The sequence below is a fragment of the Bradyrhizobium pachyrhizi genome (genome assembly GCF_001189245.1).
GTDB classification, from domain to species: domain Bacteria; phylum Pseudomonadota; class Alphaproteobacteria; order Rhizobiales; family Xanthobacteraceae; genus Bradyrhizobium; species Bradyrhizobium pachyrhizi.
Genome location: NZ_LFIQ01000124.1, coordinates 38,133 through 49,589 on the forward strand (window position 1 = coordinate 38,133; position 11,457 = coordinate 49,589).

An 11,457-nucleotide genomic window follows, 5' to 3' on the forward strand; every position below is an offset into this window, starting at 1 on the left:
CATCGTCAGGGGTGTCGACGACCTCACCGAAGAGGATTTCGACCGCACCATCACGGTCAATCTCAAATCGGCGTTTCTCTGCACGCAGGCGGTGCTGCCGATGATGCGCACCCGCAAATGGGGCCGTATCGTCAATATCTCCTCCGGCGCGGCGCGCGGCGCCGGCTCGATCGGGCCGCACTACAATGCATCCAAGGCGGCGATGGAGGGGATGACCCGCGGCTATGCCGCGCGCCTCGTCAAGGAAGGCATCACCGTCAACGCCGTCGCGCCGTCGCTGATCGAGACCGACATGATGAAGGGACAGAGCGAGCTCGTCAGCCGGATCCCGGTCGGCCGCTTCGGCACAGCGGAAGAGGTGGCACAGGCCGTGATGCTGCTGGTCAACAATCCCTACATGACCGGACAGACCATCGCGATGAGCGGTGGCATGGCGTTCAATTAGGACGCGGGCTCATCAGCGCGCAGCCATAGCCTGATCGACGCGAGTTGAACGAAGGCAAGGTAGTTGGCGGCGAGCTTGTCCTAGCGCGTCGCAACCCGGCGGCAGTTCTTGATCTTGTTGAAGAAGCGCTCGACCAAGTTCCGGGCGCGATAGAGATACAGGCTGAAGCGGATAGGCTCAGTTGCATCGTGGCGGGATGTTGGCCCATGCACCCTTCTCGACCGCAAGGCAACATGCCCGGCCAAGGAATGCTTTGGCGACGATGCGCCCGAAAGCGGACGCGTCATGGTCACTTTGAGTTTTGTCGTTCGTGACCCATTGCCGAACTGAAAGTCACTCTTTGTCCAACCCCGCCGCCCGCCCCGGGCGCGCGGCACGGCGGTTCGAGACGGCCAAATCGCCGTCATCGGGCTCACCGCTCAATCAGGGTTGGCCACATCCTGCGCAAAACACCGTCCTTGATCACATAGCGGTGGAAAAGCGCGGCCGCGGAATGAAGCAGTGCCACAACGACGATGATATTTGCGATCAATCCGTGCCACGCATTGACGCTACGCATGAATTCGTCACCGCCGAATTTCGGAAAGTGCAGAATATTGAACAGTGGGAAACCGTGCGCAAACACATTGGCGATACCTAGTGCGACCATGATCACGAGCAGCAGATCGATCAGCCGGTGCATTGCCACTGCCGTCACATGGAGGACGCCGCGGTTAATCGGCGGCAATCTACGGCCGCGTGTGGCGCGCCAGAACATTCCGAAGATCACTACGCTCGCGAACGCAAAACCAAACAGGACATGCACGGACCAGATGTCGACCCGAAGCGGGCCCCGCTGCAGAAGGTTAGTTGTCCTACCGATCAGAAACTGGATCGCGACGAGAATTGCGGTCGCCCAGTGCAGCGTGATCGTCGTGCGGTCATAGACTTCCGGCTGACTTCCAGATGTGTCGGTCACGGCGCGGCTCAATCCGCTTCCGATGAGGCGTATTTTTCCTCGAAAGCCCACACCTCCTGAAAACCAATCAACGAGCTGAACACGTTGAAGTCATAGAGCGGCTCCTGCACCGGCTTGTCTTCGGCCAGCGCACTATAGACGTTGTTCAGAGCATAAGCGGTAGCGAGCAGGCCCGCCGTCGGATAAATAGCCATCCGGTAGCCGATTTCCCTAAGTTTATCCTGACTGAGAATGGGGGTCCGACCCCCGTGCAGTTGGTTCGAGACCAGCGGCACGCCCAAAGCCATTCCGATCTTTCGCATCTCCGCTTCCGATTCCGGACTCTCGATGAAAATAATGTCGGCCCCGGCTTTAGCATAGGCTTCGCCGCGGCGGATCGCTTCATCGAGACCAAGTTGCGTGCGAGCGTCCGTGCGCGCGATGATTAGGAAATCTTTCGACGAGCGGGCATCGTTCGCGACGGTCAACTTGTTGACCATCTCCTTGGCAGAGATCACGTGCCGGTTCGGCGTATGCCCGCATTTCTTAGGGCTCTGCTGATCTTCAAGCTGGATCGCTGCGGCTCCAGCCTTCTCGTAGCCGCGGACCGTATGATGAACATTCAGCAGACCACCGTAACCGGTATCGCCATCGGCGATCAGCGGCTTGCGCACGGTTTGGGCGATAACCTGCACGCGATCTAGCATCTGCGAATAGGTCGCTAGACCGGCATCAGGCAGTCCGAGGTAGGACGCCGCGACCCCATAGCCTGTCATGTAGAGGGCGTCGGCCTTGGTGCGATCGGCGAGCTTGGCGGAGACCAGATCGAAGACACCGGGACAGGTCACAAACGGCTTTTCCTCGATCATCTTTCTCAGGGTTTTGGACGTCATCGTGATCTCCTCAACTGATTTTGGATGATGAGGTGGGCTGCGATCGTCACGATTGCCGGAGGCGGCCAGCGCAGCAGTCCTCCTGCACGGAAGCATTCAACAGATCGCTCATGGCCTCTATTGCTATCCGTCAATAGCTATTTGATAGTAGCAATATGAAAATTCAACGCCGGAACCGCGACATCACGCAACTGCGAAAACAGTTGATGGACGCTTCCCGCCGGCTGCGTCGTGAAGCCACCGCGGACGATCGATCCTGGGCGCGGTTGCTCGTGCTGGGTGCGATCGACCGCCACGGCGAGTCGGCCACACCTTCGGTGCTCGCGGCTGACGAAGGCATGCGCTCTTCAAATCTTGCTGCAGCGCTGCGCTCCCTCGAAGCGCGCAAGCTGATCGTGCGGACGCCGGACACCAAGGACCGGCGCAAAGTCAGGCTCCGGCTTAGTTCAGCCGGGCAGCGATTTCTCGATGACAGCCGCGCCCGCGGCGAGCACTGGCTCACCGAAGCCATGGATGCATGCCTCACGGCCAGCGAGCGCTCGGACCTGATCAAAGCCGGAGCCTTGCTCGACCGCGTCACGGCTTATTCCAAAGCGGCAACGCGGCGCAGCCAAAAATCGTGAGATTCCGTAGGACTGATTTCAGTTTGAATGTCGCAATTGGCCCATAGCTGACGGTCTTTGGATGACCAACGGGAATGACGGCTCTCCGAAGTGAACCGGGAATCCATGGGTTCGGTCGCTATCGGCGGCTTTTGACCCCAAGCGGTCGCGGCATCATCGCGCCTGCGGTACGAATGAGTGAGCTGATCGAGGCATGAGAGATCGCGTCTCTGGGTTTGGCAAGTGTTCGTTTCATCGGCACGGAACGATTGATTTCGCCGAGTGGGAACACGTTGCCAAGAAGCCACAGCGATTGAAGGGAATAGAAATTGGAGCCGTCATTCTCGTGGCGGCGCGCGCGCTCACGGCTTATTGGTTAGGGATCAGATCGGGCAACATGAATCATTTCCAGCCCGGCAGTTTGTTTCAGACGCTGATTGATTAGAGCTGGAATTGGCACGAGCCCATTCCAGAAGCCATGGAGCTTCGCGAAATGAATTTCGATAATCAGACCAGATCTAGTTATTCGAACCACACACATTCAGCATCAGCGACCTCCGCCGATGAAACGAATAAGGGCCAGGACGGCGAGACACGCTTTGGATTTAGAGCAACGGACTTGATCGTATACCCTGCGCACGGCGTCGGCCAAATTGTAGCGATTGAGGAACAGACAATGGCGGGGGCTTGCCTCGAGTGCTTTGTCGTCTATTTCGCGAAGAGCAAGATGACGCTACGCGTTCCGACGAGGAAGGCGGCAAACGTCGGAATGCGCCAACTGTCCGATCCCGTTTCCATCGAGCACATGCGACGAATTCTGGGGCAGGCGCCGCACAAAGCGCGGGGTAATTGGTCCCGGCTTGCCCAAGAATACGAAAGCAAGATCAATTCGGGCAATATTATCGCTATCGCGGAGGTCATGCGCGATCTGTATCGGCCCGCGGTCAATGCCGAGCAGAGCTACAGCGAACGACAACTGTACGCTGCGGCAGTCGAACGCCTGTCAGGAGAAGTGGCGCTTGTTAGCGGCATTACTGAAGCAGAAGCCGTCAGGGAGCTTGAAAGCCTCATAATTGCTGAGGTCAGGCGGAGCGCATAGAGACCAGTCGGACATCCTCGGAACGTCTGCGTCCGGGTCCTGGCCGACGTTCCGGCGCCCCTGGCCAGATATGGTTTCCTAGGATGGCCGTTCGACGAAGGCGACGGCCTTATTGCTGTAGGTCCATATCGCGCCGTCGCGTTTGCTGATCCCGAGAAAGGCGGTCTTTGTACCGGCATATTTCATGTCCCGATTGCCCCCGTCGATGCCGTAGGCCCATGGGTCGAGGCACAGGAACTCGGTGATCTTGCCGTCGGCTCCCGATGTGCGGTGCCCGACGATGCCCACATAATGAGCGCCGCCGAGGGAGGCCCTCACCGGCACCTTGTTTTCGAGATTCTTGATTGTCCAATCCACCGCTTTGCTGGGATCGCGGCCCGCGCTCACCTGGTCGCGCGCCGTCGGTTCGGCCATTTTCCAGCCCATGTAGCGGACAAACACGATCTTGATGATCGAACCGCACCAATATTCATTGTTAACTGCCTTGAGGAAACCGCCATTGTTCTGGTTCCACGGCAGCTTGCTCTTCTTGTAGTTTTCCATCGACGCGTCAGCGGTCGCCGCCAGGGCGGGAAGGGTGTGCAGCTGTTCATCCACCAGCATTTCATAGACGCGATGGCGGTTGTCCAATTCGTCGCTGGCGTCCTGATTGCTGTAGAACTTGCGATAGGCGGTGGGTGCCTTGGCCACCGTCGTGACGGTGTGGAAATAGTGCCAGATTAGATCGGTTTTCCACGAGGAGTCGCGGACATGGGTGTCGGGCATGGAGAGGGTCCATATAAGGCATTCGGCTGCGGCGGCTTCGCGGTCTTTTCCGCTTGCGGTTGGACCAGCCGCGCTGAATGGTTAGTCCCCGCTGGATTGATGACGGTTCAACGTGGACTTTGGTGGCGCCAGGACCGCCCTGCCGGATTTCGACGCTCCCTCCTGTGTTTTGCTTCGGCGGTTCCTATCGTTCGCTGCTCACTGGATACTTGTTCAGGTCTCGGGCGGAATTTTTGCCCAGATACTCGTGAGTGTCTTGGGCATTGTACTTCTGGTGGGCATCGCCTGGTTGGCAACTTGGTACCGCAGCCTACCGATGCTCTTCGCGGTACCGGAGACCTCCGAGAGCGACAAGCTCGAGTTCGGACCCAAAGACCGCGCTAGTCTTTGAAGGGCATTAACTAGGGCTCTCGTGTCAGCTTCAGGTCAAGCGCGACCGTTTCGCCCGGTCTCAGCAAAATCCGGCATGCACCTCACAGCGGACAGTTTGGCGGTCGGGTGCATTGATCGCGATGGGCCATCAGCAACAGTTCAGCCTTGCCTCATCCCGGGTAGCTCTCAAAACCGGGCTCGACGGGCCTCCGGCTCCCAGGCTCCGGCCCAATTCGCGGGACCAACAACCCGGTGACGAAATACCCAAACCGGCATAGCATCCGCGCATTGGAGGCGATCATGTTCAACCCAACTCAAATTGTCATCCAAGCGTTTGTCGATCAACTTAAAGGTACATACGGCCAAATCTACGGAATCCTCGAGCCCGCCTATCCGGACATCATCGGTTTCGTTGGGCGCCTCGCGTTGGAGAATATCGCCAATAGCGATGCGGCCTACCACGACATGAACCACACCATCATGGTGACGTTGGTGGGACAGAACATTTTACTCGGGAAGCATACGAGCGAAGGCGGCGTCAGGCCGCGCGACTGGCTCCATTTCATGATTTCGCTCTTATGCCACGACATCGGCTATGTACGCGGGGTATGTCGAGGCGACCGGGACGGACTTTATGTTTGCAACGAAAACGGTGATCGCGTCCGGATATCTGCTGGAGCCACGGACGCATCCTTGACCCCCTATCATGTGACACGATCCAAGCTCTTCGTCCGCGAGCGTTTCGGCAAGGTGAGCTTGACCTCCATCGACACAAAAGAAATCGAGGCAAACATCGAGCACACGCGCTTTCCGGTACCGGGGAAAGAGGAGCATACCAGTACGGCAGATTATCCCGGCCTGCTTCGTGCCGCGGATTTGATCGGCCAATTGGCCGACATTGACTATTTGCGGAAGACGTCAGCCTTGTTTGCCGAATTTCAGGAGACTGGCGCAAGCGAGAAACTCGGATATCAGACTCCCGACGATCTACGTGCAGCGTACCCTGCTTTCTTCTGGAAGGCCGTCTGCCCCTATATCGGCGACGCACTTCGATATCTGCGGGTCACGCAGGAAGGTAAGCAATGGATCGCCAACCTTTATGCGCACGTGTTCTCGGAGGAGCACCGGGGAGCGATTACTCGAGCATAGCCGGGTGGACCAATCCATGGAAATCTTAACGTGTGGATCCGACAGATGGTCCGTCACGATTCTAGCGAGAATGACTGGCCATGCCGTCTTGACCGGCTCGCTCGATTGCCTTACGCCTCACGCCATGAACCGCTCGATCCTGATCGCCAATCTCTGGTGGCTCGCCGACTGACAGGCGGGCCGAACGCGTTCATGCATTTCGGGGCCGCCGCATTGGGCGGCCTTTTTCTTTCACCTCATCCAGCCCGCATGCGGTGTCCCCATTCAACCGAATGGAGATAAGCCGTGACCAAACCGATCATCCTCACCGGCGACCGCACCACCGGGCCGCTGCATCTCGGCCATTACGTCGGCTCGCTTCGAAGCCGCCTCGCGTTTCAGGACAGCCATGAGCAATACCTGCTGCTCGCCGACATGCAGGCGCTGACCGACAATGCGCACGACATCGGCAAGGTCCGCGGCAACGTCGTCGAGGTCGCGCTGGATTATCTCGCCGTCGGCATCGATCCCGAACGGACCTCGATCTGCCTGCAGTCGCAACTTCCGGCGCTTGCGGAATTGTCGATGCTCTATCTCAATCTCGTCACCGTCGCGCGGCTGGAGCGCAATCCCACCATCAAGGACGAGATCCGCGCCCGCGGATTCGGACGCGACATCCCGGCGGGCTTCCTGTGCTACCCGGTGGCGCAAGCCGCCGACATCACCGCGTTTCGGGCCACCGTCGTGCCGGTCGGCGAGGACCAGGCTCCCCTGATCGAGCAGACCAACGAGATCATCAGGCGCGTCAACGCACTCGCCGGCCGTGCGATCCTGCAGGAGGCCGTGGCCGTCATACCACGCGCGGGACGGCTGCCGGGCGTCGACGGGCGCGCCAAGATGAGCAAATCCGCCGGCAATGCGATTGCTCTCTCGGCCTCGCCCAAGGACATCTCGGCCGCGGTGCGTGCGATGTTCACCGATCCCGATCATCTGCGCGTCGGCGACCCCGGCAAGATCGAGGGCAATGTCGTCTTCCTCTATCTCGACGCGTTCGACGACGATCGCGACGCCGTCGAGGAATTGAAGGCGCGCTATCGGCGTGGCGGTCTCGGCGACGCAGCCGTCAAGCGGCGGCTCGAGGACATCCTGCAAGCCCTGATCGCACCGATCCGGACCCGGCGCGCCGAGCTGGCGGGCGATCGCGACCATGTCGCTGACGTGATCAGACGCGGAACCCTGAAAGCCCGGGAGATCACCGAGAGCACCAAGCGCGATGTGATGGCGGGACTCGGCTTGTTCCAGCTCTGAATGCGCTGTCATCAAACCATGGCAGGAACTGTGCTTGCCTGTAACAGTTGTCCGCTTGGCGAAAACCGGATTTGGAGCTTGTCGTGATCGATCCGAAAACGCTTCTCGAACGCGCCGCGCAATTGACCGATCAGGCCAAGGGCGAGGAAGATGCCGGCATCCGCGAGCGGCTGCTTCGCATGGCCGACCATTACCGCGACCTGGCCGCACACGAGGCCTGGGCGAACGAGAACCCGCCATCGGTCGGCGCGATCACCAGTGCGCTCAGCCCCCGCGCACATTGACCTGCTCTTCGTCAGCTCACGCGAATGCGATAGCCCAGTGACTGCCGCGCGCCCGGCGCGATGTGCATGAGGCCGGGCTTGCCGGTGAACTCGCCGTCGAATTCGACCGGGCTGGCGAAACCGTGCCACGACTCGATGCAGAGGAACGCCGCGCCGCCGACCTTCGACCAGATGCCAAGTTCGCGAAAGCCGCGCCAGGACAGCTCGATCGCGGGTCCCCGACCGGCTGCAAAGCGGACCCACGCGCTCGCAACCTGATCGAGGATCATGGCATCGTCGTCGAACAATTGCTCGGACAACGCCAGCACCCTGCCCCTGATCGGACTCGGCTCGGCTTGCTGCCGCATCAGCCCGCCCTCAAGCCGCCGGATCGGCGCCGGCTCATCCTTCGCGAAGGTCAGCGCGTAGGCTTCCTTCCGCCCCCCCGGAAGCAGCGGCCAGTTGAAGGCGGGATGACCGCCGAGCGAGGCCGGCAGCGTCTCGGTGCCGGTGTTGACGATGTCGAAGGCGACATCGAGATCGGCGCCATCAATGGTATAGGTGACCTCGAGCCTGAACGCGAAGGGATAGCGCGCACGCGTCTCCGTATCGTCGGTGAGCGCAAGCTTGCAGGATCGGTGCCCTTGCTCCACCCAGGCAAAGCGGCGATCCCGCGCAAAGCCGTGCTGCGTCATCGGATAGGTCGTGCCGTTGTGGCGCAGCGTATCGTTCTTCAATCGGCCGACGATCGGGAACAGGATGGGCGCATGACGCGGCCATTGCGGGCCGGCCTGCCACAACAGTTCGGTCCCGTCGGCATTTCTGAGCGACGACAATTCGGCGCCCTGCGCCGAAATGGTCGCGGCGATTCCATCGCCGCGCAGCGTGTGACTGTCGCTCATGCCTCGCCTCGCCGGGTTGCGCTATGCCCCGACAGGAGATGTTCGAAGCCGGCGAGGCCGTCAACCCCAAAGCAAATGGGGCCGCCCTTGCGTCGCGGCCCACGCTTCGGGCCTAGCCGGTAATCTTGGAGAAATCGGGCTGGCGGCGCTCGGCAAAGGCGGCAAAGGCCTCGCGTGCTTCCGCGCTCATCAGCCGTTCCTGGAAGATCTCGCCCTCGCGCGCCATCTGCGCGCTGATCCTGGCGGGGTCGCGCATCAGCGCCTTGGTGTGCTGGAGCGAGCCGAACGGCCGCTTCGCCAGCGCGTCCGCCGCCGCGCGCGCCTTGGCGCGCAGGTCCGCGAGCGGCACGACCGCGTTGGCGAGGCCGATCGAGACCGCCGTCTCCGCCTCGACCGGTTCGCCGAGCGCGAACATCGCATAGGCCCGCGCATAGCCGATGCGCTGCGGCAGCAGATAGGTCGAGGCCGCCTCCGGCACCAGCGCCAGATTGACGAACGGCGTGATCAGCCGCGCGGTCGGCGCGAGGTAAACGAGGTCGCAATGCAGCAGCATGGTGGTGCCGATGCCGACCGCATTGCCCTGCACGGCGGCAACCAGCGGCCGCGTCGCCTTGGCTAGCCCGGCGAGGAAGCGCGTCACGTGGCGCTCGCCCTGCACGCCGCGCGACACCGCCGCGAAATCGGCGAGATCGTTGCCTGCGGTAAAGCTGTCGCCGTCGCCCTGCAACAGCACGGCGCGGATCGCAGCATCGCCCTCCGCGCGCTCGAGCGCATCGGCCATCGCGCCATACATCGCGTTGGTGATCGCGTTCTTCTTGTCCGGGCGCGCCATCGTCACGGTGAGGACGCCACCGTCCAGCACTACGACCACTTCACTCATGCTTCACTCCTGTTGCTCGGTTCGTGTTTGACGCGCCTTCTTCACGCCAACCGGTAGCCACTTCGCTTGAAGACGCTCTAGCTGTCTTTGTCTTTCGGAAACTTGTCTTGCAGGCTGGTCAGCCAGCGCGACACCACCTCGATCTCCGCGTCCGAGAAGCCGTCCATCAGGCGGCTATTGATCGCCCTGGTCCGCGTTGCGGCGCGCTTGCCGAGTTCCTGCCCCGCCGCGGTCAGATGGAGCCGCTGGCTGCGCCCGTCCTCGCCATCGCGCCGGCGCTTCACGAGACCTGCACGTTCCATCCGGTCGGCGAGGCCGCTCATCGCCGACGGCACGATGTCGAGCGCCTGCGAGACGTCGCCGATCAGCGCGCCGTCATTGCGCCCGAGAAAGAACAGCACGCCGGCCTGGGCCGACGTCAGATCGTGGATGGCCGTCTCCTGCTCGATGGCGCGCTGCAACCGGCGATAGCCCACGGTCAGGAGAAAGATCAGCCGGTGTTCCGCTTTCATAACGCCGTTATATATTTCGTATGCGAAATATCAAGATATTTCGTGCACGAAATATCCGGCGCTGCGGCGAACTCCACCCTCCCTTTGCCGCGGCTTCGAAACCTTGATGTTCCCCGGAAAGTTTCAGCCGGGATATCGACCGAAACGAGCTCCTGCCGTCGGATTGATGCGACATTTTGATCGCGTCGCCGCATCGCTGCGCTGCAGCCAGCAGAAAACGCTTGATCGACATCGATCAAACGGGAAATCTTTGCATCCGGGAGCCGCGTTGCAGCTCTCGCGGGGTCACGAGAGTGTCATGACGTTAGCGGCAAGTCCGGCCAGGGAGCGTGTTGTCCGCCCGAAGCGGCCACGCCATCTCAGCGAAGCCATGCGTTGTGAGACCGCGTTCCGCCTGATCCTGTCCGAATGCCTCGAGGAAGTCTCGACCAATCACGAGGCCATGAGCTCCGGCGATCCCGCCGCGCTGCACCAGACCCGTATCGCGCTGACGCGGCTGAAGGCGGCGATCGCCTTCTATGGGCCGATGGTGGCGGACGCCGAATGGACGCGACTGAAATCCGAGTTGAAATGGCTGAGCGCCCATCTCGGCGCCACGCGCGACCTCGACGTCGCGATCGAGAACAGCAAGGGCCTGCCTGAAGAAGGCATGCTCCAGACGGCGCGAACAGACGCGTTCGAGGCGCTCAAGGAGGCGTTGCAAAGCGATCGATACTGGCGATGGTTCGACGGCATGTGGGACTGGGTCGGCAGCGGCCCCTGGACCACGCGGCAGGACCCCCGCGCCGCGCAGCGGCGAGCCGTGCCGGTTGCGGTGTTTCACGCGCGGCGGCTGGCGCGATGGCATGGCAAGCTGTGCCAGAAGAGCCGCGGGCTGCAAGGCATGGGCAAGAACAAGCGCCACCGCGTCCGTCTCGCCAGCAAGCGGCTGCGTTACGCGATCGAGTTCTCGGAGGGCGGCTTGCCCCCCGACGAATACGCGTCATGGCGGATCATCCTGAAGCATCTGCGCAAGGGACAGCAATTGCTCGGCGAATTGAACGATGACGAGGTCCGTCGCGGGCTGCTCGAGAGCGCCGATGCACCCGCGCAACGCGCCCACGAGCGCAAGGCCAAGCACCAGCGCGTCCACGAGCGGAAGCGCAAGAGCCGGCTGCTGCGCCACGCCGCGGCGGTCTATCGAAAAATCTCCGACTGAGTGCACATCAGCGAAGCCTCGTCGGCGCGCGGATACCGCTCGCCTTGAGGACCGCACATTGGAACGATGTATAAAACATCATTTGTTGTACTTGTAACATCATTACTTGGTGTGTATAAATGACATCCAAATTGACGCGACTCTCACATCGAC

At 61.2% G+C, this 11,457-nt stretch carries 15 protein-coding genes and 1 pseudogene; 9 read left to right on the forward strand and 7 right to left on the reverse strand.

The window, feature by feature from the left end:
• Nucleotides 1–445, forward strand: a 445-nt coding sequence (locus AKL29_RS38635) for an SDR family NAD(P)-dependent oxidoreductase (RefSeq protein ID WP_244482657.1), incomplete at its 5' end; no start/stop codon positions are given.
• On the opposite strand, the pseudogene AKL29_RS43915 reads toward AKL29_RS38635, so the two are convergent.
• The 3 genes and pseudogenes from AKL29_RS43915 to AKL29_RS38645 all read right to left on the reverse strand — a co-directional run.
• Nucleotides 442–600: pseudogene (locus AKL29_RS43915) on the reverse strand (IS5/IS1182 family transposase); the annotation flags it as partial. The gene AKL29_RS38635 and the pseudogene AKL29_RS43915 sit on opposite strands and share 4 nt — an antisense overlap.
• A 257-nt stretch (nucleotides 601–857) precedes the next feature.
• A complete protein-coding gene (locus AKL29_RS38640) occupies nucleotides 858–1,403 on the reverse strand; it encodes a cytochrome b (RefSeq protein ID WP_160321825.1) in 546 nt (181 codons plus the stop codon).
• An 8-nt stretch (nucleotides 1,404–1,411) separates the two neighbouring features.
• Nucleotides 1,412–2,275 (reverse strand): isocitrate lyase/PEP mutase family protein, encoded by an 864-nt coding sequence (locus tag AKL29_RS38645; RefSeq protein ID WP_050387797.1) that lies wholly within the window; start codon nucleotides 2,273–2,275, stop codon nucleotides 1,412–1,414.
• A 155-nt stretch (nucleotides 2,276–2,430) separates the two neighbouring features.
• Between AKL29_RS38645 and AKL29_RS38650 the strand changes: the two genes are divergently transcribed.
• The 3 genes from AKL29_RS38650 to AKL29_RS38660 all read left to right on the forward strand — a co-directional run bounded on the left by AKL29_RS38650 (nucleotide 2,431) and on the right by AKL29_RS38660 (nucleotide 3,976).
• Nucleotides 2,431–2,898: a MarR family winged helix-turn-helix transcriptional regulator gene (locus tag AKL29_RS38650; RefSeq protein WP_050387798.1), complete on the forward strand. Its 468-nt coding sequence runs from the start codon at nucleotides 2,431–2,433 to the stop codon at nucleotides 2,896–2,898.
• Between the two features lie 193 nt (nucleotides 2,899–3,091).
• Nucleotides 3,092–3,322 carry a hypothetical protein gene (locus AKL29_RS38655; RefSeq protein ID WP_050387799.1) on the forward strand — a complete coding sequence of 77 codons (231 nt, stop codon included), beginning with the start codon at nucleotides 3,092–3,094 and terminating at the stop codon, nucleotides 3,320–3,322.
• Between the two features lie 48 nt (nucleotides 3,323–3,370).
• Nucleotides 3,371–3,976 (forward strand): CarD family transcriptional regulator, encoded by a 606-nt coding sequence (locus AKL29_RS38660; RefSeq protein ID WP_082190838.1) that lies wholly within the window; start codon nucleotides 3,371–3,373, stop codon nucleotides 3,974–3,976.
• Nucleotides 3,977–4,054: 78 nt separating this feature from the next.
• On the opposite strand, the gene AKL29_RS38665 is transcribed toward AKL29_RS38660, so the two are convergent.
• A complete protein-coding gene (locus AKL29_RS38665) occupies nucleotides 4,055–4,741 on the reverse strand; it encodes a hypothetical protein (protein ID WP_050387800.1) in 687 nt (228 codons plus the stop codon).
• A 112-nt stretch (nucleotides 4,742–4,853) separates the two neighbouring features.
• On the opposite strand from AKL29_RS38665, the gene opgC reads away from it, so the two are divergent.
• The 4 genes from opgC (at nucleotide 4,854) to AKL29_RS38685 (ending at nucleotide 7,833) form a co-directional block, all read left to right on the forward strand.
• Nucleotides 4,854–5,132 (forward strand): OpgC domain-containing protein, encoded by a 279-nt coding sequence (gene opgC / locus AKL29_RS38670; protein ID WP_050387801.1) that lies wholly within the window; start codon nucleotides 4,854–4,856, stop codon nucleotides 5,130–5,132.
• A 281-nt stretch (nucleotides 5,133–5,413) separates the two neighbouring features.
• Nucleotides 5,414–6,262 (forward strand): Npun_R2479 family HD domain-containing metalloprotein, encoded by an 849-nt coding sequence (locus AKL29_RS38675; RefSeq protein WP_050387953.1) that lies wholly within the window; start codon nucleotides 5,414–5,416, stop codon nucleotides 6,260–6,262.
• A 285-nt stretch (nucleotides 6,263–6,547) separates the two neighbouring features.
• Complete coding sequence (gene trpS, locus AKL29_RS38680; RefSeq protein WP_050387802.1) at nucleotides 6,548–7,549, forward strand: tryptophan--tRNA ligase; 1,002 nt, start codon at nucleotides 6,548–6,550, stop codon at nucleotides 7,547–7,549.
• A gap of 83 nt (nucleotides 7,550–7,632) precedes the next feature.
• The gene (locus AKL29_RS38685; protein ID WP_050387954.1) at nucleotides 7,633–7,833 is read left to right on the forward strand and encodes a hypothetical protein; all 201 of its coding nucleotides are present in this window, start codon (nucleotides 7,633–7,635) and stop codon (nucleotides 7,831–7,833) included.
• An 11-nt stretch (nucleotides 7,834–7,844) separates the two neighbouring features.
• Here the strand turns inward: AKL29_RS38685 and AKL29_RS38690 are convergent, their stop codons facing one another.
• The 3 genes from AKL29_RS38690 to AKL29_RS38700 form a co-directional block, all read right to left on the reverse strand.
• On the reverse strand, nucleotides 7,845–8,714 hold the full coding sequence (locus tag AKL29_RS38690) for an aldose 1-epimerase family protein (protein WP_050387803.1): 870 nt from the start codon (nucleotides 8,712–8,714) through the stop codon (nucleotides 7,845–7,847).
• Between the two features lie 112 nt (nucleotides 8,715–8,826).
• Nucleotides 8,827–9,594 carry an enoyl-CoA hydratase-related protein gene (locus AKL29_RS38695; protein ID WP_050387804.1) on the reverse strand — a complete coding sequence of 256 codons (768 nt, stop codon included), beginning with the start codon at nucleotides 9,592–9,594 and terminating at the stop codon, nucleotides 8,827–8,829.
• A gap of 77 nt (nucleotides 9,595–9,671) precedes the next feature.
• Nucleotides 9,672–10,106: a MarR family winged helix-turn-helix transcriptional regulator gene (locus AKL29_RS38700; RefSeq protein ID WP_028334454.1), complete on the reverse strand. Its 435-nt coding sequence runs from the start codon at nucleotides 10,104–10,106 to the stop codon at nucleotides 9,672–9,674.
• Nucleotides 10,107–10,404: 298 nt separating this feature from the next.
• Between AKL29_RS38700 and AKL29_RS38705 the strand changes: the two genes are divergently transcribed.
• Nucleotides 10,405–11,304, forward strand: coding sequence for a CHAD domain-containing protein (locus AKL29_RS38705; RefSeq protein WP_244482658.1), 900 nt, complete (start codon nucleotides 10,405–10,407; stop codon nucleotides 11,302–11,304).
• Nucleotides 11,305–11,457 lie beyond the last annotated feature (153 nt).

What these genes read in the sequence shown, in the direction of transcription:
- AKL29_RS38690 (WP_050387803.1), bottom strand. Translation starts at nt 8,714, where the DNA reads ATGAGCGACAGTCACACGCTGCGCGGCGATGGAATCGCCGCGACCATT.
- AKL29_RS38660 (WP_082190838.1), top strand. Translation starts at nt 3,371, where the DNA reads ATGAATTTCGATAATCAGACCAGATCTAGTTATTCGAACCACACACAT.
- AKL29_RS38655 (WP_050387799.1), top strand. Translation starts at nt 3,092, where the DNA reads ATGAGAGATCGCGTCTCTGGGTTTGGCAAGTGTTCGTTTCATCGGCAC.
- AKL29_RS38700 (WP_028334454.1), bottom strand. Translation starts at nt 10,106, where the DNA reads ATGAAAGCGGAACACCGGCTGATCTTTCTCCTGACCGTGGGCTATCGC.
- AKL29_RS38665 (WP_050387800.1), bottom strand. Translation starts at nt 4,741, where the DNA reads ATGCCCGACACCCATGTCCGCGACTCCTCGTGGAAAACCGATCTAATC.
- AKL29_RS38650 (WP_050387798.1), top strand. Translation starts at nt 2,431, where the DNA reads ATGAAAATTCAACGCCGGAACCGCGACATCACGCAACTGCGAAAACAG.
- AKL29_RS38695 (WP_050387804.1), bottom strand. Translation starts at nt 9,594, where the DNA reads ATGAGTGAAGTGGTCGTAGTGCTGGACGGTGGCGTCCTCACCGTGACG.
- AKL29_RS38675 (WP_050387953.1), top strand. Translation starts at nt 5,414, where the DNA reads ATGTTCAACCCAACTCAAATTGTCATCCAAGCGTTTGTCGATCAACTT.
- AKL29_RS38645 (WP_050387797.1), bottom strand. Translation starts at nt 2,275, where the DNA reads ATGACGTCCAAAACCCTGAGAAAGATGATCGAGGAAAAGCCGTTTGTG.
- AKL29_RS38705 (WP_244482658.1), top strand. Translation starts at nt 10,405, where the DNA reads ATGACGTTAGCGGCAAGTCCGGCCAGGGAGCGTGTTGTCCGCCCGAAG.